General features: G+C 59.7%; 11 protein-coding genes and 3 tRNA genes. 13 read left to right on the plus strand and 1 reads right to left on the minus strand.

Annotated elements, in window-relative coordinates; genetic code table 11:
* Positions 1-290: 290 nt before the first annotated feature.
* The 5 genes from JTP94_RS30710 (at position 291) to JTP94_RS30730 (ending at position 13,054) form a co-directional block, all read left to right on the plus strand.
* Positions 291-7,757, plus strand: a complete 7,467-nt coding sequence (locus tag JTP94_RS30710) for a type I polyketide synthase (RefSeq protein WP_204854180.1) — start codon at positions 291-293, stop codon at positions 7,755-7,757.
* A 2-nt stretch (positions 7,758-7,759) separates the two neighbouring features.
* Positions 7,760-9,178 carry an aminotransferase class I/II-fold pyridoxal phosphate-dependent enzyme gene (locus tag JTP94_RS30715; protein ID WP_204854317.1) on the plus strand — a complete coding sequence of 473 codons (1,419 nt, stop codon included), beginning with the start codon at positions 7,760-7,762 and terminating at the stop codon, positions 9,176-9,178.
* 17 nt (positions 9,179-9,195) lie between these two features.
* Complete coding sequence (locus tag JTP94_RS30720) at positions 9,196-10,050, plus strand: SDR family oxidoreductase (protein ID WP_204854181.1); 855 nt, start codon at positions 9,196-9,198, stop codon at positions 10,048-10,050.
* A 129-nt stretch (positions 10,051-10,179) separates the two neighbouring features.
* Positions 10,180-11,763, plus strand: a complete 1,584-nt coding sequence (locus tag JTP94_RS30725) for a sulfatase-like hydrolase/transferase (RefSeq protein ID WP_246755429.1) — start codon at positions 10,180-10,182, stop codon at positions 11,761-11,763.
* Positions 11,756-13,054 (plus strand): capsule biosynthesis protein, encoded by a 1,299-nt coding sequence (locus JTP94_RS30730; protein ID WP_204854183.1) that lies wholly within the window; start codon positions 11,756-11,758, stop codon positions 13,052-13,054. Before JTP94_RS30725 ends, JTP94_RS30730 begins: the two co-directional genes overlap by 8 nt.
* 340 nt (positions 13,055-13,394) lie before the next feature.
* On the opposite strand, the gene JTP94_RS30735 is transcribed toward JTP94_RS30730, so the two are convergent.
* Positions 13,395-13,470, minus strand: a tRNA-Val gene (locus tag JTP94_RS30735).
* Between the two features lie 389 nt (positions 13,471-13,859).
* On the opposite strand from JTP94_RS30735, the gene JTP94_RS30740 reads away from it, so the two are divergent.
* The 8 genes from JTP94_RS30740 (at position 13,860) to JTP94_RS30775 (ending at position 18,601) form a co-directional block, all read left to right on the plus strand.
* Positions 13,860-13,936, plus strand: a tRNA-Asp gene (locus tag JTP94_RS30740).
* Between the two features lie 50 nt (positions 13,937-13,986).
* Positions 13,987-14,063 (plus strand) — tRNA-Asp (locus JTP94_RS30745).
* Positions 14,064-14,321: 258 nt separating this feature from the next.
* A complete protein-coding gene (locus tag JTP94_RS30750; protein WP_204854318.1) occupies positions 14,322-14,687 on the plus strand; it encodes an NADH-quinone oxidoreductase subunit A in 366 nt (121 codons plus the stop codon).
* Positions 14,678-15,259 (plus strand): NADH-quinone oxidoreductase subunit B family protein, encoded by a 582-nt coding sequence (locus JTP94_RS30755; RefSeq protein WP_204854184.1) that lies wholly within the window; start codon positions 14,678-14,680, stop codon positions 15,257-15,259. Before JTP94_RS30750 ends, JTP94_RS30755 begins: the two co-directional genes overlap by 10 nt.
* An 18-nt stretch (positions 15,260-15,277) precedes the next feature.
* Complete coding sequence (locus JTP94_RS30760) at positions 15,278-15,880, plus strand: NADH-quinone oxidoreductase subunit C (protein ID WP_204854185.1); 603 nt, start codon at positions 15,278-15,280, stop codon at positions 15,878-15,880.
* Positions 15,881-15,947: 67 nt separating this feature from the next.
* Positions 15,948-17,138: an NADH-quinone oxidoreductase subunit D gene (locus tag JTP94_RS30765; RefSeq protein WP_204854186.1), complete on the plus strand. Its 1,191-nt coding sequence runs from the start codon at positions 15,948-15,950 to the stop codon at positions 17,136-17,138.
* Positions 17,138-17,455 (plus strand): hypothetical protein, encoded by a 318-nt coding sequence (locus JTP94_RS30770; RefSeq protein WP_204854187.1) that lies wholly within the window; start codon positions 17,138-17,140, stop codon positions 17,453-17,455. Before JTP94_RS30765 ends, JTP94_RS30770 begins: the two co-directional genes overlap by 1 nt.
* Before the next feature lie 15 nt (positions 17,456-17,470).
* Entirely contained in the window at positions 17,471-18,601 is a 1,131-nt protein-coding gene (locus tag JTP94_RS30775; RefSeq protein ID WP_204854188.1) for an NADH-quinone oxidoreductase subunit E, read from the plus strand.
* Positions 18,602-18,607 lie beyond the last annotated feature (6 nt).

The following is an 18,607-nucleotide window of genomic DNA, read 5'->3' on the forward strand; positions in this document are numbered from 1 at the left end:
ACGCCGACATATGTATGATTGTGACGGATCACGCCTTGTCGCCGGGGTGGAATTGATCGCGAATTGATGTGAAGAAATGTCCGCAGCTGACTCGAGCGCGGAGCGCATTTCAGACGCAAGCATTGATGGTATCGGGGATGGCATGTTGCTTCGATTGTTGCACTGCCGCATATTGGCTGTACACCCGGATTTTTTGTCGGTGACAACCACAGATAATTGTGGTGTGAACAGTTGATAATGAAATTGAATAGTTCGGTACGACGCGCTTTGTAAAATATTGCTGAGAGATCATGACGGTTGAAATTATCGGACGCGCAAGCGTTGCCCCTGGGGCTGGTTCGATCGAAGAGCTTCAGCTCGTCCTCAAGGAAGGGCGTTGCACTGTAGGCCGCATACCTGAAGAGCGCTGGGACCTTGCGCGCTTTTGGCATCCGGCCATAGGCGTTCCGGGAAAGACCTATAGCTATGCTGCCGGCGTCATCGAGAATATATTCGCCTTCGATCCTGCGGTTTTCGGCCTTTCTCAACGCGAAGCGATGCAGATGGATCCGCAGCAGCGCATCCTGCTGAATGTCGTCTGGCGGGCCTTGGAAGATGCGAACTTGCCGATCGACGGCTTTGAAGGCCAGCGGGTTGGCGTCTACGTCGGCGCATCCTCTCTCGAGCATGGCAATCTGACCCTCGAGGACCCTGCATCGGGTGGCCCGTATTTTATGACGGGCAACACGCTTTCCATCGTTTCCAACCGCATCTCGCACATATTCGGTCTGCGTGGGCCGAGCATGACGATCGATACCGCCTGTTCGTCATCGCTGGTTGCGCTGGACCAGGCGGTACGGGCGTTAGAATGCGGTGAAATCGACACCGCGATCGTCGGCGGCATCAATGTTCTGCTCCACCCCATGTCTTTCGTGGGCTTTGCGCAGGCGCGCATGCTGTCGCCGGAAGGCCTCTGCCGCGCCTATGACGACAACGGCCGCGGCTACGTTCGTGCCGAAGGTGGCGCGGCGATCGTGCTGCGCCGGACCGACGTCGCCTTGCGCGAGAAGGATTGCAGCCACGCCAGAATCCATGCGGTCGGGGTCAATTCCTCGGGCCGCACCAACGGCATCTCGATGCCGTCGCGCGAGGCGCAGGCCGCCTTGCTGCGTTCGATCTACGAAGGGCGCAATATCGACGTCAATCGCATTGCCTTCATCGAGGGTCATGGAACGGGAACGAAGGTCGGCGATCCCGCCGAGATCTGGGCGATCGGCGAAGTTATAGGCCGCAATCGCCGGGCTCCGGTGCCGGTCGGGTCGATCAAGTCGAATATCGGGCACACCGAACCCGCATCCGGTCTTTTCGGACTGCTGAAGGCGATGATCGCGCTGGAGAACAATTTCCTGCCGGCGTCGCTGCATTTCGACCAGCCCAATGAAAACATCGATTTCGAGGGGTTGAACGTCCGGGTCAACACATCAGCCATCGAGCTCCTTCCGGCGAAGCAGGCGCGCTTTGCCGGCGTCAACTCTTTCGGGTTCGGCGGCACCAACGCCCACGTCGTCATCAGCGACCCCGATCCGGTTGCGCCGCCCGAGCCGCAAATCCGCGGCGACGGAATGGTTTTCGCGGCGAGCGCTCACACGGCCTCGGCGCTTTCGAAATTGCTGGAGGATTACAGGACACGCCTCGAGCATGCCGAGCCCAAGGAGGCTCGCCAGATCGTTACTGCCGCCGCCGCCAATCGCGAGCCGATGCGTCATCGCTTTGCGGCGCGAGCCAAGGACAGTGCCGCGGTACTGGCGGCGATCGACGCACACCTCGCCGGCAAGAACTCCGTTGGGGAGATCGGCGAAGCCCCGGCGCAGGCCGCCAAGATCGCCTTTGTCTTTTCCGGCAATGGCTCCCAATGGGCAGGCATGGGCGTCGGCGCCTATCAGGAAAATCGTCATTTCCGGCAGTGTTTTCAGTCATTCAGTGCGCTTTTCGAATATTATCTCGGCGAGAAGCTGACGGATCTTCTGGTCGCCCCGGATCTTGCCTCGCGGCTGGGAGACACCAAGATTGCGCAACCTCTATTGTTTGCGGTCCAGGCTTCCCTTTCGGATTGCCTGTGGGCCATGGGCGTCAAGCCTGACGCCGTCTTCGGTCACTCGGTCGGCGAAATCGCCGCCGCCTACGCCGCCAAGGCGCTGACAGCTGCCGAAGCGGTCGCCATTGTTGCCAAGCGTTCGCTGCATCAGGACCTTCTTGCCGGCGAAGGCAAGATGGCGGCCGTGGTCCTCAACGAGGGGGCAGCGCTTGCTTTCGCAAGATCGCAAGGTCTCGACAATATCTGTGTGGCGGCGATCAATGCGCCGAATTCGGTAACGATTTCCGGCCCGGTCAGCGAGATAGAGGCGTTCAGGGATGCTGCGCGCAAATCCCAGATCGTGGCGCACATTCTCGACATCAACTATCCTTTTCATCATCCGATCATCGATCGCGCCAAGGATGCCTTCCTCGCGGATCTGCCCGATGTGGCGCCGGATAGCGGCGCGGGGACCTTCATTTCGACCGTGACAGGCGAACTCAGTGATGGACGGCTGCTGGATACGCAATATTGGTGGCGCAATGTTCGCGATCCCGTGCTCTTCAAGGCTGGCTGTCAGGCCGCCATGGCGATGGGATGCAATCTCTTCATTGAAATTTCGCCGCGTCCGATCCTTTCCAATTATGTAGCGGAGATCGCAAAGCAGGCATCGGTTCAAGTGGTCGCGATACCGACGCTGCTGCGCGAGAGCCATCTTGCCGGTCACGACCCGGTTTCGCAATCATTCGCCCGCGCGGTCGCCAATGGTGCGCCGGCATTGCGCGCGCGCGGCAGCGCCACGCGCAATGCTTTCGTCAAGTTGCCGCCGTTGCCGTTCGAGCCGATGGAGTTGCGCACCCAGCCGACAAGCGACGAGATCGATATTTTCGGCCGCGATCGCAAAAGCCCATACACTTTGCTTGGCTGGCGAACTGATATCAACGGCTCGAACTGGAAGAACCATCTCGACGCCCATCTTTTCGCCGACCTTGCCGAGCACGTGGTCGACGGCAAGGCAATCATGCCTGGGAGCGGTTTCATCGAGATTGCCGTTACGGCGGCACAGCGATATTTCGGGACAGACGAGGTTGAGATCGGCAATCTCGAGATCGTCCGGCCGCTTGAACTGCGCCCGGATCGCATGGTGGAGCTGTCGACGATCCTGTCGCCCGAGACCGGGGATATCGAGATCCGGTCGCGTGAGCGTCTGAGCCATGACGACTGGACCGTTCACGCCGTCGCGCGCTGCCGCAAGCCGCTTGAAGGTGAGGACCGCGGCGGTCATGTCGAAAGAGGGACCAAGGAGCGTAAACTCGTTCTGACCGCCGACATGACCTACAAAACGGCGGAGCGTTTCGGCCTGCACTACGGCCCGCGCTTCCAGCTTCTGTCGAAGGCTGTCGCATTCGGCCGCGATGCTATCGAGGTGGATCTCAAGCCGGCGGCGGCACCCTCGCATCCGTTCGGCTCATATAATCTCAATCCCATGTCGGTCGACGCCGCGTTCCACGGGCTCGTGGCGCTGTTCGATCAGCTCTCCGGAGACGAAGCCGGTGCGCCCTATATTCCGGTTCGCTTCGGCACGGTAAGGGTTTTCGGCAAGGGAAGGCCGATCGTCAAAGCGACGATCGAGATCGATCGGTTCAGCGCGAATTCGATCAAGGCCCGTTTCCGCCTGTTCGATGCGGGCGGCGAGCAGATTGCCATTCTTGACGATTGCCGTTTCCGCCGCACGCATCTGCGCCGCCGCGCGACGCTTGATTCCGTCGCATTCCATTATGAGAGCATTCCTTCGACCGTCTTTGCCCGCCGCGAAAGTTCGGGCACGGTGCTACCCGATACTTTGCCTGTGCCTGGCGCCGATCGGGGCCATTCGCTCAACAATGCGACCCTTCTTCTCGATGCCGCGATCTATCGTGCCTGCCACGAGATCGCCCTGGCGGTTGCCGACAGGAGTGGCCTCATCTCGTATTCCAGTCTGCCCGGCGAGCCCGAGTTTAGATCCTTCCTCGTCAACTGCCTCTATATTCTCGAGGATGCCGGCATAGCCTCGGCAACAGGTGGCGATTGGGATATTCCGCGGGAACCGACATTGCCGCCGGTGGCCGAGCTTCTGCAGGAGATTTATCGCGAGGACGCTGGCCGCGTGGCCGAAACCGTTCTCGTCAACAATGCCTATCGCGAGACGCTCGACCGTTTGGCCGCCATGCGCCCACATGTCTTGGGGCACGAATCCGCGGCATCGGGGATAAATGTGCCGAGTGTAGCGACGCTGGAGCATGTGCTCGTTCAATCTCCCTTGAGCGAAAGACGGCTCTCGATACTAGCGGCAGCGTTGACCTCGTCCATCGAGGCCAATCCGGAAACCATCGGACATATTCTCGAAATTGGCTCGGTATCGCCGGCCTTCAGCCGCAGGCTGGCTGCGATCGCGGCAGCGACAGGCGCCTGCCTGATCATTGCCGAACCGCGCGAGCAGATGCGTCGCGCGTTGGAAATCGCCTTCGAGCGCGATCCGCATGTGACCGTGACCGAACCGGCCAAATTGGCGGATCGAATGGTCGCTGACATCGTCGTTGCCTCTGGTGATCAGGCTCAGCATCTTCTGCGGCACGATGACGGCGTCAGGGCGATCGTCCGGACGGCAGCGGCCCATGGCGGGCAGTTGCTGCTGGCCGATCGCGCACCGAGCGCCTTCAATGATTTCGTCCTTGGTCTGTCGGAAGGTTGGTTCGCGGACAGCCAGTCGCCGGAATTCCCGGTCGGGCGGCTCGGCACGCCGCAGCAGATCGAAAATCTTCTAGCCACCTTGGGCTTTACCAAGACGCATGTCCATGAACTGACCTTTCCGGACGGTGCGCTGATTGCTGTGACCGCTGCCGCTGAGCGTCAGTTGGAAGCAAATGAACAGGCAGATGCCGCGAACTCGATGCTGATTTTGTCGGAGCAGGGCAAGAAGGGCATGGGTAAGCTCGATAAGCGAACGATCGTCGTCGATATCGGCGCGTCGCCTGTCGATATTGTCGGAGCGCTGGAAGTACTCGACCGCGAACCGAGTCGGGTCGTCTATCTGGCGGACGGACAGCGCGATCGTGATCCGACCGAGCTGTCGCTGGTTCGTCTTTCGATATTCACCGAATTGGCAAATGCTCTGTCGCGACATGTCGATGGCGGGAGGCCGCGGCTGGTCATCGTCGCACCCGGGGGCTCGCCGCTCGCCAGCGCGTCCATCGATGTTGCCAATGCCGGCCTCTGGGCCTTCGCACGCGTTCTCCAGAACGAGTATGACGGCTTCGACGTGCATCTGTTGGACGCCGATGCGAATGACAGGCGGACGATTTCTTCCGTCGAGATGCTTCTGGCTGCGGAGACGGACAATAGAGAGTGGTTCCTGGATCGCTCCACTGGAGAAATCCGGGAAATCAGGGCCGCCGCTGGTCCCTTCGCCGCCATCGAAACGAGCCGCCACGACATTGCCGCCGCGACGATCCGGCAGCATGTAAGCGGTCGTCTGGATAGCCTGGCCTGGGAGGAAACAAACCTTCCTTTGCCGGAGGCGGGAGAGGTCGTTGTTGCCGTGGAAGCCACCGGCCTCAATTTCCGCGATGTCATGTGGGCGATGGGCCTCCTGCCGGAAGAGGCATTGGAGGACGGCTTTGCCGGTGCCACGATCGGCATGGAGTTCGCGGGGCGAATTCTGGCGGTGGGAGATGCGGTCGACGATCTGCAGCCGGGCGACAAGGTCATGGGCATCGGCCCTGCTGCGTTTTCGACCCACGTGCACGTCCGTCGCGATGGCGTGACCAGGCTGCCGGAGAAGATGGAAACCGTTGCTGCCGCGACGGTACCGGTCGCCTTCCTGACGGCTTACTACGCGATGGTCGAACTGGGGCGCATTCAGCCGGGCGAAACCATCCTGATCCATGGAGCCGCAGGCGGCGTCGGTCTTGCCGCGCTCCAGATAGCCAAGCTCAAGGGTGCCAAGGTGATCGCAACCGCCGGCACGGTCGAGAAGCGTCGCTTCCTCGAAATGCTCGGCGCGGATCATGTGCTCGATTCGCGCTCTCTGGATTTCGTCGCGGGCGTCCGTCAGCTCACGCGCGGCGAAGGCGTCGATCTCGTTCTCAACTCGCTTTTTGCTGAGGCGATGGAGCGCAGCATCGAACTGGTCAAACCCTTCGGGCGGTTCCTCGAGCTGGGCAAGCGCGACTACTATTCCGATCGCAAGATCGGCCTGCGCCCGTTCCGGCGCAATGTCAGCTATTTCGGCATCGATGCCGATCAGTTGCTGGTCAATGTGCCTGACCTGACGCGGAGGATCTTCGCCGAGATCGGTCAGCTGTTCGCAGAAGAAAAACTGACGCCGCTGCCTTACCGCGCCTTCGGTTATGATGAAATCGGCAACGCGTTCCGGCTGATGCAGAATGCCGGCCACATCGGCAAAATCGTCGTGCGGCCGCCCGTTATCGGCATCGATAGCGTCCTGCCAGCGCCGGCGAAGGTCTTGCGTTTCGATTCCGAAGGCATCTTCCTGGTTGTCGGCGGCATCGGCGGTTTCGGACTTGCTGCCGCCGATTGGCTCGTCTCCAAGGGTGTGCGCCGCGTGGCATTGTGCTCACGCCGGGGCGAAGCCGATCCGGAGACGAAGAAGGCAATAGGCGAGTGGGCAAAGCATGGCGTGACGACGACGCTGCACGCCTGCGATATCACCGATGAAGCCGCTGTCGAAGCGTTGCTGATCTCGCTTCGCACCGAAGGTGTGTTGAAGGGCATTATTCATGCCGCCATGGTCCTCGACGATGCGCTTCTTGCCAACCTGACGCCGGAGCGCAATCGCCCGGTCGTAGAGGTCAAGATACGCGGCGCCGAGATCCTCGACCGGTTGACGCAGAAGGACAAGCTGGAACTCTTCCTGCTGTTCTCGTCGGCAACGACCATGCTCGGCAATCCCGGGCAGGCGAACTATGTGATGGCGAACGGCTATCTGGAGGGGCTGGCGCGTGCCCGCCGCGCGGCAGGCAGACCTGCACTCGCCATTGGTTTCGGTGCGATCGCCGACAAGGGGTTCCTTGCCCGCAGCAGCGAGGTCAACGAACTGCTGTCGAAGCGCATTGGCAAGGCCGCTCTGAAGGCCCGCGACGCCTTGGAGCAGGTCGAGCGCTACATGCTGGCCGATACCGGCACGGTCGATGCCGCAGCCGTCATGATCGCCGAAATCGACTGGAACGCCGCCCGCCTGCTGCCGATTGCCGCCCGGTCGCTGTTCGAGCCGCTGATGCGCCATACCGGCAGCCATCAATCATTGAACGAGGGCGACACTATCGATCTCAGGGAGCTGATCAAGGGCAAGTCGGAAGAGGAGGCGCAGGCTGCTCTTCATGCGCTCGTTGCCTTTGAGATCGCTGCGATCCTGCGTGTCACCGAAGATACCGTGACACCCGACAAGATCTTGAAGGATATCGGCCTCGATAGCCTGATGGCCATGGAGCTCGGCATGAGCTTCCAGCAGAAGACCGGCTTCGATATTCCCTTGAGTGGCGTAGGCGAGGGCACGACCGTCAGCGATGTGGTCAGCCGTTTGCGTGACCGTGTCATGAATCGCGGCAGCGACGAGACGGAGGGCTCCGCGGCGAACGAAGACCAGATGGTCGAACGTTTGGCGCGCAGCCATGCCGGGGAGCAGGAAAAGAGGGTCGCCCAGTGACGATGCAAGATGCCGATGGCGACAGACCGGGGGAGCAGACGAAAAGCAACCTGCTGGAACAGATGCGTCGCGTCGGTGAGTCCTCGGGGCGCAATCGGGCCGAACGCCTGAATAGGCAATCGCAGCCACAGCATCGTCAGGCGGCGCGCTTCGAGGATCTGCCGGAATACAAGCGCATCGAGACGCAGCGCATGGCGGTCGCGATGTTGGGTGTTGCCAATCCATTCTATCGCTCCCACGACGGCGCAGCTGGTGCGACGACCCGCATCGGCGGGCGTGAGTTCATCAACTTCGCCTCCTATGATTATCTGGCGACCAATACCGACCCGCAGGTCGCGACGAGCGCCAAGCAGGCCATCGATCGTTTTGGAATCTCCGCGTCCGCCAGCCGCCTCGTTGCCGGTGAGCGGCCGGGGCATGTGGAGCTGGAACAGAAGCTTGCCCATCTCTACGGCGTCGATGCCGCGGTTTGTTTCGTCAGCGGCTACCTGACCAATGTCGCGACGATCGGTTGTCTGATGGGACCGCAGGATCTCGTCATCCACGATGAGTTCATTCACAACAGCGCGTTGGCTGGCATCAAGCTTTCGGGTGCCGTGCGCCGGCTTTTCAAGCACAACGACGTCGAGAATCTCGAGAGCATCTTGAAGACGCTCTCGTCCGACTTCCGTCGCATCCTGGTCATCGTTGAAGGCGTATATTCGATGGATGGCGATGTTGCCGATCTGCCGGCTTTGCTGGAGCTGAAGGCGCGCTATGGCTTCTGGCTGATGGTGGACGAGGCGCACGCGCTCGGCATCCTCGGCAAGACGGGTCGCGGCACTTTCGAGCATTTCGGGCTCGATCCGCGCGATGTCGACATCTGGATGGGCACGCTGTCGAAGACGACGTCGAGCTGCGGCGGCTATATTGCCGGCAGCAGCGCGCTTGCCGATATCCTGAAGGCGGAGGCGGGCGGCTTCGTCTACAGCGTCGGCCTCTCGCCGGTTCTCGCCGCCGCCGCCATCGCCGGCCTTGATATCCTACAGGCCGAGCCTGAGCGAACCGAGCGGCTCAGGCGCAATGGCCACCTGTTTCTCGAATGTGCGAAAGCAGCCGGGCTGGATACCGGGCTTAGCCTCGGTTACTCAGTCGTGCCGGTCATTGTCGGCGATTCGCTTCGTGCGGCCCAGCTCTCGAACGATCTGTTGGCCGAGGGTATCAACGTGCTGCCCATCATCCACCCGGCCGTGCCGGAGGGAATGGCGCGGCTGCGCTTCTTCATCACCTGCAATCACACCGAGGAACAAATCCGCCGCGCAGTTGCGCTTACCGCGAGAAAACTCAAGGATTTGCAGGACAGGAATTTCGGCCTGGCCTCGCTCGACATGGACAAGATGATGCAGTTGCTGCCGACGAGCCAAGCCGCAGGCAGGCCATAACTTAGGACGATCATTTCATGCATGTTATCGTCACCGGAGGCTCAAGCGGAATCGGTCTGGCGATAGCGAAACTCTATGCGACCAGGGGTGATCGAGTATCGCTTGTCGCGCGCCATCCTGGGCGGCTGGAGCAGGCGCGGGCGGAGATCGCATCGCTTTCCGGCATCGATAGCGCCCGTATTCAAATAGCCTCTGCCGATGTGGCTTCCGCTGACCAGACCACGGCTGCAATAGAGATCTGCGAAGCGTCGTTCGGCCCCTGCGATCTTCTGATCGCCTCCGCCGGCATTGTCGAACCGCGCGCCTTCGACGCGATGTCGGCCTCCGTCTTCGAAGAGCAGATTTCCATCAATTTCCTCGGAACCGCAAATGCGGTGCGCTCGGTCTATAAGGGCATGAAGGCCCGCCGCAGCGGCAGGATCATGATGATTTCCTCCGGCGCTGCCTTGATCGGCATTTTCGGCTACACGGCCTACTGCGCTTCCAAGTCGGCGCTGGTCGGCTTTGCCGAAGCCTTGAGCGCCGAGGCCGAGGCTTGTGGCGTCCGGATATCCATCTGCTTCCCGCCCGATACGCTGACACCGCAATATCGGCGGGAAATCTCCATGCGGCCGGCCGAAGCGGAAATACTGATGGGTTCCGTCAAGCCGTGGAGCGCGGAGACGGTGGCAGCAAGAATCGTTCGCGGACTGGATCGGGACAAGGCGAAAATCCATTTCGGCTTTTCGCTGGCGATGCTTGCTTATTTCGGGCCACTGATAAAGCCGCCGCTGATGTGGTTTATTTCGCGGAAAACGAGAAAAATAACTGGGCAAGAAGCAGCGGAAAGCCTTGCCGACATGACGGACAGAGGCTTTGATCATGGTAAGTAATACAAAATAATCGTCAGCGTTGTGCTATCAGCACACATGGCCGGAAAAAAGTGAGCTAGGGAATCGGCACCCGCGCCTCACGGGTTGAAAAACGCTGCTGCAGACAGCGGGCATTTGGATGACATAGTCTTGAAACTTCATGATTTTCCAATTCTTTTGACTCTTGCCGGCTTCGCGTTCTCCTGCGTCGTGGTGTTTCTTACCGATACCTTTGCGATGCCGGCGGCCATCAATGCGCAGAATCGCACTGAAAGAAGCTGGTGGCGCCTGATTTACGATTGGGCCGTAAGAATTCCCGTCATCGTGCTGATCTATGCCGCCTTCTTCGCGATTTCCTGGCGCCCGATCTACAGCACTCAGGCCGTGATCAGCTTTTTTGTCATCTTCACCGGAATTTCGCGGGCGAAGTTCGAGTTCATCCGGGAGCCGTTGGTATTCTCCGACATCGCCCTCGTGGTCGACGTCTTCAAATACAAGGAGATCTTCTACGCGACGTCGCTGAATGTCTTCTTCTGGATGATCGCCTTCGTCTACGTATTCGGCCTCAGCGGTCTCTATATGTATTGGGAGCCGTCGGTCCTGCCGGCTGAGAACGGTGTTCTTTGGGTCCTCCTGATGTTGGCCGTCGCCTTTTCGCCATGGCTTGCCCTGTTCAGCAGGATCGTCAGCGAGCCGGTTTGCCGTTTCACGCAGAAGTTTCTCGGTAAGGTCGACGTCAAGATAGATACGGTGCGATTCGGCACCTTCGCTTCGGTCGTCTTTCATTTCGTCATCTGGGTCGGCGTCAGACGCGAGGCGATCGTTACGCAGCTGTCGGAGCGCTTCATTTCAGCGCTGCATGAGCTGTGGGAGCATGGCGACGACGAACCGCTCATCGTCATCTGGCAATCCGAATCCTTTATCGACCTCAGGCATTTCGGGGTCGAAAGCGTCAAGCTTCCCAATCTTGACCGGCTGCGCGATCAGGCCGCCCAATGGGGGCGAATGACCAGCGTCTTCGAGGGGGGGTACACGCTGCGCACCGAATTTGCGATGCTGAGCGGGCTGCTGCCCGAAAACGTCCATATCGATGCGAGTTATCCCTATCTGCGCGCCAGCCACTACAAGGATGTGGTCTGGCCGGCGCGACTGAAGAAGGCCGGCTGGAAGACACAGTTCATTCACCCCTACGACAGGACCTTTTTTCTGCGCCACAAGGCTTTGCCGCAGCTCGGCTTCGACCGGATGATGATGCTGGATGAATTCGATCACAATCCGGAGCGCGACGGTCCCTATGTCAGCGACCTCACGCTGACGAAAAGCGTGATCAGGGCGATCGACGCGGATGGCACGGCCAAGAATTTCGTCTTCGTGGCTTCCATGGCGAATCACGGTCCCTGGGAGCCCGGCCGCTGCGGCGATCTGGTCAATCCGGTGGATATTTATAGCGAGCTTTTGATGCGCGCCGATCACGCGCTCGGCAATCTCGCCCATCATCTCGACAGGCTGGATCGTCCGGTCTGGCTGTTGTTCTATGGCGATCACGCGCCCTTGCTGAAGGCTTTTGCCGATCCCTTCCCGGATCCGCGCACCGATTACATCATCGTTCCTCTCGGTCGCGCGCGGGCGCACACGCAAAGGCCGAAGCCGCCACAGGAAGAAGCGCCCTGGAACCTCATCGGCACCTTGCTGCACTATGCGGGCCTTAGCACCGAGGTTCCGGAGAATGGCTGAAGGGCAGGGGCCTGGAGGCGTTTCCCCGCGGGTGTTTCTCTTCCTCCAGGGGCCATCTTCGCCGTTGTTCGTCGAGATCGCCAGGATATTGCAGGCCGCGGGCAGCCGGTGTATCCGCGTCAATCTCAATGCCGGGGATTGGATATCCTGGCGTTGGGGGCATGCCGTGAGCTACCGCGGCGATTTCACCGGCTGGCGCGACTATATTCGCAGCCGAATCGAAGCCGACAGCGTTACGGATGTGATTCTCCACGGTGAAGAACGCCCTTATCATCGCGTCGCCATTGAAGAAGCACAAAGGCTGGGTGCCAGCGTCAATGTCGTGGAGATGGGATATTTGCGGCCGGATTGGGTGACGCTCGAGCGTGACGGGCTATCTTCCAATTCCCACTTTCCGGCGGATCCCGCCTATATCGTCGAGGCGGCGGCGAACCTGCCCGAGCCGGACTGGGCGCGCCGCTTCAGTCAGTCGTTCCTTGCCGAAGCGCTTTACGACCTCGTCTACTATCTGCCGACTGTTTTTCTGTGGTTTCTCTATCCCGGTTACCGGCGGCACGGGCTCTACCATCCGCTGATGGAATATGCCGGTTGGCTGCGCAGGCTTCCCGCAGGCGGCAGGAGGGCAGGCGAGGCAGAAAGCGTTATTGAACGGATGACCGGCGATCGGAGGCGATTCTTCGTCTACCCCTTGCAGCTTCAGACGGACTATCAGTTGCGTTCGCATTCGCCTTTCCATCAGCAAGAGGATGCCATCAGGCTGATTCTCCGGTCCTTCGTGGAAAATGCGCCTCTAGAGACGCATCTTGTCGTCAAGCTGCATCCGCTCGACAACGGGCTCGCCGATTGGAAAGCCTATATCGCTCATTTCAGCGCATCGTCCGGTTTGTCCGACAGGGTTCATTTCATCGATGGCGGAAACCTCGAACAATTGATTGTCGCAAGCCAGGGCATGGTGACGGTCAATTCCACGGCCGCATTTTCAGCCCTGCAGGCGGGCAAGCCGGTCAAGGCCCTCGGCACGGCCGTCTACGACATGGCGGGGTTGACCGATCAGAAGGCCTTGGATCGGTTCTGGCTGGATCCGGCGCTGCCGTCGGCAGAGCTGCGCGATGCATTCTTCAGGCTGCTTGCTGCAAGCGTGCAAGTGCGCGGCAATTTCTGCTCGAAGGCGGGCGCGCAGGCGGCGGCCGCGCAGATTGCCGAAAGATTGTTGTCAGGAACGGTCAACCTGCCGGGCGCCTACATGGATAAGGCACCGCGGCAGAAGCCTGAGAAGGTCCATATACCGTGATTGCCCGAAGCATCGGCGATGCGACCCTGAAATTGACATGGCAGCCGCTTATATGCGGAATTGCAATAAACTTAACGCAGCGATTCGACGTTGGGATAGAGAACGCATAACTGTTTGCCGGGAGCAAACGTCATGGATGGCAGTAAAATGGAAAGATTTATGCTGAAAGAGCTGCTTATGATCATAGCGGCTCTCGTGCTCGTTTCCGCAGTGCTTCTGACGATCGTCATCACCGGCAATTATTGAGCGGCGCGCCATAGCGCCTTCGAAAAAGCATTTCGCCCAGAGAGCAATTGATCTGCTTCCGACACAATAATCTGATGAAAATGGATCTGAAAAATGGTGGGCGATGAGAGACTCGAACTCCCGACATCCTCGGTGTAAACGAGGCGCTCTACCAACTGAGCTAATCGCCCTTCAGCGAAGCGAGCCATTTGCCCGCCGCATTCGGTGGCCGTGATCTATGCGGAACGACAAAAAACCGCAAGAGTGTTTGTGAAGATTTTTTGATTTTTTTGATCCTTGCGCATGTTCGGCCGTCGTCATCCACATGCGTCGATATGAAGGAAGATCGATTGCAGCGGTGCATGTGAGGCGCTGATGAAATGCGTGAGGCGGGAAGCTGCCATGCCAAATCGACAGGACGGAAAATTGCCGGTGAGCTTCTCCAAAACATTTCGCGCTCTGTCATCGATTTGTATTCAAACCTGCTTGACACCCAAACACGAACCCCGTAGTTAGCCGCTCATCGAACGGCGAGGCCGCTTTGATGGGTGCGAAAGCGCCCGGAATACTTGAAATGAATGCGGGTGTAGCTCAGTTGGTTAGAGTGCCGGCCTGTCACGCCGGAGGTCGCGGGTTCGAGCCCCGTCACTCGCGCCATTTCAAGGTAAATTCCGGGTCTGGCGCTCGGCTGAAAGGCCAAATGATGCGCGGGTGTAGCTCAGTCGGTTAGAGTGCCGGCCTGTCACGCCGGAGGTCGCGGGTTCGAGCCCCGTCACTCGCGCCATTCTCTCCAAGCCATTACAATCAAACATCAATTTATTGCGATTGCGAAGGAGCCTTTTCGCGTTTGCGCCGATTTGTCGCGATGCCGTCGCAACATATTGATATCTACCACTCGGTAGTACTCTGAACGACGCATTCAAAAGGCTTGCGTGCGCGCTCCGCCTGCGCTAACCACGGCTTTGTTGCAACGCTCTTTCGCTTGCTGGGCATTTGCTCAAAAGCGCCCCCCAGGCGCTCGTGGCAGGCAGGGATGGACATGATGACTGGAATGCTCAGTTCCTATATTCCGATAGCGATTTTCATTGGTATTGCCTTGGTGATAGGCTTGGCGTTATTGATCACGCCATTTGCCGTCGCCTTCAAGGCGCCTGACTCGGAAAAGCTGTCGGCCTATGAATGCGGCTTCAACGCATTCGATGACGCCCGCATGAAGTTCGATATCCGTTTCTATCTGGTATCGATTCTCTTCATCATCTTCGACCTGGAAGTCGCCTTCCTCTTCCCCTGGGCCGTATCCTTCGGTGCGATCGGCTGGTTCGGGTTCTGGTCGATGATGGTGTTCCTGTTGGTGCTGACCATCGGCTTTATTTATGAATGGAAAAAGGGAGCCCTGGAATGGGAGTAGCCCAAAGCGACACGCCGCTCGTTGCGCCGCAGCCGAAGGGGATCATCGATCCCGCAACCGGCAGGCCTGTCGGCAGCAATGATCCGTTCTTCGGCGAGATCAACAATGAACTCGCCGACAAGGGTTTTCTGGTCACGTCTACCGACGAGTTGATCAACTGGGCCCGTACCGGCTCCCTGATGTGGATGACCTTCGGTCTTGCCTGCTGCGCCGTCGAGATGATGCAGGTCTCCATGCCGCGTTACGACGTCGAGCGTTTCGGCTTTGCGCCTCGCGCTTCGCCGCGCCAGTCCGACGTCATGATTGTCGCCGGCACGCTGACCAACAAGATGGCGCCGGCGCTCCGCAAGGTCTACGACCAGATGCCTGAGCCGCGTTACGTCATCTCGATGGGCTCCTGCGCCAACGGCGGCGGCTACTATCATTATTCCTATTCGGTTGTTCGCGGATGCGACCGCATCGTGCCGATCGATATTTACATTCCGGGCTGTCCTCCCACGGCAGAAGCGCTGCTTTACGGCGTGCTTCTGCTGCAGAAGAAAATCCGGCGCACCGGCACGATCGAACGGTAAGGCAGGGGACAAGGCATTATGAGTGAAGCCCTGAACGAACTCGCCGCTTACCTCACGGAAGTTCGCAGCGCTCTGATCTCTTCGAGCGAGATCAAGTATGGCGAGCTGAATGTGACGACGACGGCCGAAAACGTTATCGCACTGCTGACATTCCTGCGCGACGACGCCAAGTGCGGCTTTGTCAACATGACGGATATTTGCGGCGTCGACTGGCCGCAGCGCGCCGAGCGCTTCGATGTCGTCTACCATCTCCTGTCGCCGAAGAAGAACCTGCGCATCCGCATCAAGGTTCCGGTCGGCGAGGATCAGCCTGTTCCCTCCGCCTGTGGCATCTATCCCGGCGCCGACTGGTTCGAGCGTGAAACCTGGGACATGTACGGCGTTCTCTTCACAGGTCACCCTGATCTGCGCCGTATCCTGACTGACTACGGTTTCGAAGGCCATCCGCTGCGCAAGGATTTCCCGACCACCGGTTTCGTCGAAGTTCGCTATGACGACGCCGCCAAGCGCGTCGTCTACGAGCCGGTCGAGTTGAAGCAGGAATTCCGCAACTTCGATTTCTTATCTCCCTGGGAAGGCACGGATTATGTGCTGCCCGGCGACGAGAAGGCGAAGGCATAATTTGATGGCGTGTGGCGGGCTCGAGCCTGCCATTCTCTGAATATCTGACAACGCGAGCATCGCCGCCATGACAGAACATAACGTTCGCAACTTCAACATAAATTTCGGTCCGCAGCATCCGGCTGCGCACGGCGTTTTGCGTCTTGTCCTCGAATTGGACGGCGAAATTGTGGAACGCGTCGATCCGCATATCGGCCTGCTGCATCGCGGCACGGAAAAGCTGATCGAAACCAAGACCTACCTGCAGGCCGTTCCTTACTTCGACCGCCTCGACTACGTGGCGCCGATGAACCAGGAGCATGCCTATGCGCTGGCCGTCGAGAAGCTGCTCGGCATCGAAATCCCGATCCGCGGCCAGCTGATCCGCGTGCTCTACTCGGAAATCGGCCGCATCCTGTCGCATCTCTTGAACGTCACCACGCAGGCCATGGACGTCGGCGCGCTGACGCCGCCGCTCTGGGGCTTCGAAGAGCGCGAAAAGCTGATGGTCTTCTATGAGCGTGCCTCCGGCTCGCGCATGCATGCGGCTTACGTTCGTCCGGGCGGCGTTCACCAGGATCTGCCGGAAAAGCTCGTTCAGGATATCGGCGCTTGGTGCGATCCTTTCCTGAAGGCGCTCGACGATATCGACGATCTTCTGACCGGCAACCGTATCTTCAAGCAGCGCAACGTCGATATCGGCGTCGTCTCGCTGGAAGACTGTTGGGCCTGGGGCTTCTCCGGCGTCATGGTCCGCGGCTCCGGCGCCGCCTGGGATCTGCGCAAGGCGCAGCCCTATGAATGCTATTCCGATCTCGAATTCGACATTCCGATCGGCAAGAACGGCGATTGCTACGACCGGTATCTGATCCGCATGATCGAGATGCGCGAGTCCGTCCGCATCATGAAGCAGTGCGTCAATCGTCTGCTCGGCGATGCCAAGACTGGTCCGGTTTCTTCGCTCGACGGCAAGGTCGTGCCGCCGAAGCGCGGCGAGATGAAGCGCTCGATGGAAGCGCTGATCCATCATTTCAAGCTTTATACCGAAGGCTACCATGTGCCTGCCGGCGAAGTTTACGCAGCCGTCGAAGCGCCGAAGGGCGAATTCGGTGTCTATGTCGTCTCCGACGGCTCCAACAGGCCTTACCGCTGCAAGATCCGCGCGCCGGGCTATGCGCATCTGCAGGCCATGGATTTCATGTGCCGCGGCCATCAGCTCGCCGACGTCGCCGCAGTGCTCGGTTCGCTCGACATCGTCTTCGGCGAGGTGGATCGTTGATGCGAGCCTGGCAGGTCGTCATCCCCGCGCTTCTTGTCGCCTGCAGTGCTTCGGCCCAACAGGCCAGCTCGGCGCAGAGCTTGCCCAGCATCAATCTGCAGGGCTCGAAAGCAACGGGTGGCAACACTGCAAAAAGCGGAAATACGGCCTCGCCGGGCGCGGATTCGACCATGGCCGATCTCGTCTCGCGTGGTTATGAAATCAAGGCCGCTGTGCCGAACGGCGGCAAGTTCGTTGTGTTTATGCAGAAAGACCAGTCGGCCTACGCCTGCGAATTTTCGTCTCTGACGGATACGCGGTGTGGGTCCTTAAACTGAGATAAGGCGTGAAAGATGTCCGTTCGTCGACTAGCCGAAGATCAATTCCAGCCTGCCGCTTTCGCCTTCAGCGATGATAACGCGGTGTGGGCGGAAAAGACGATCAATAAATACCCCGAGGGACGCCAGCAGTCCGCCATCATCCCGTTGATGATGCGCGCGCAGGAGCAGGAAGGCTGGGTCACCAAGGCGGCGATCGAGAAGATCGCCGACATGCTTGACATGGCCTATATCCGTGCGCTTGAAGTCGCCACCTTCTATACGCAGTTCCAGCTGCATCCGGTCGGCACGCGGGCGCATATTCAGGTTTGCGGCACGACGCCCTGCATGCTGCGCGGATCCGAGGGGCTGATCAAGATCTGCAAGAGCAGGATCAACGCGCATGCCCTCGACCGCAATGCTGACGGCACGCTTTCCTGGGAAGAAGTCGAATGTCAGGGCGCCTGCGTCAACGCACCGATGGTGGTGATCGGCAAGGATACCTATGAGGATCTGACGCCGGCACGTCTCGAAGAGATCATCGATGCATTCGCCGCAGGCAAGGGCAGCGAAGTCAAGACCGGCCCTCAGATCGACCGCGTCTTCTCCGCGCCGGAAGGCGGGCTGACGTCGTTGACATCAGAGGAGCCGAAGGCAAAGAGCACGGCGACCAAGGCCAAGGCTGACGCCGTCTCGATCCCGCCGTCTGAGGCGGCGCGCCCGAAGAGCACGGATGCCGAAACAAACCAGAGCCTGAAGACGCCTGCGACCGCGCCCGCCGAGGCGGCAAAGAACGCCAAGGCAGTGGAAGCGCAGCCGCTTTCTGGAACGGCAGCGTCTGCCACCGTGGCGGAGAAGGCCGATGGTGCGCAGAAGCCGTCTCTCACGGATAAGAATCGTCCTGCCGGCATCGAGAAACCAGCGCAGCCGGACGATCTCAAGCTGATTTCCGGCGTCGGTCCGAAGATTGAGTCCATCCTGCATGAGCTCGGCATCTTCACCTTCGCGCAGGTTGCGAGCTGGAAGAAGGCCGAGCGCGAATGGGTCGATGGCTACCTGAATTTCAAGGGCCGCATCGAACGCGACGACTGGATCAAGCAGGCTAAGGCACTCGCTAAGGGTGGCGAAGCGGAATATATCAAGGTCTTCGGCAAGAAGCCGCGGTAAGAGGTG

The organism is Martinezella lusitana (genome assembly GCF_016901135.1).
In the GTDB taxonomy this organism is placed as follows: Bacteria; Pseudomonadota; Alphaproteobacteria; order Rhizobiales; family Rhizobiaceae; genus Rhizobium; species Rhizobium lusitanum_D.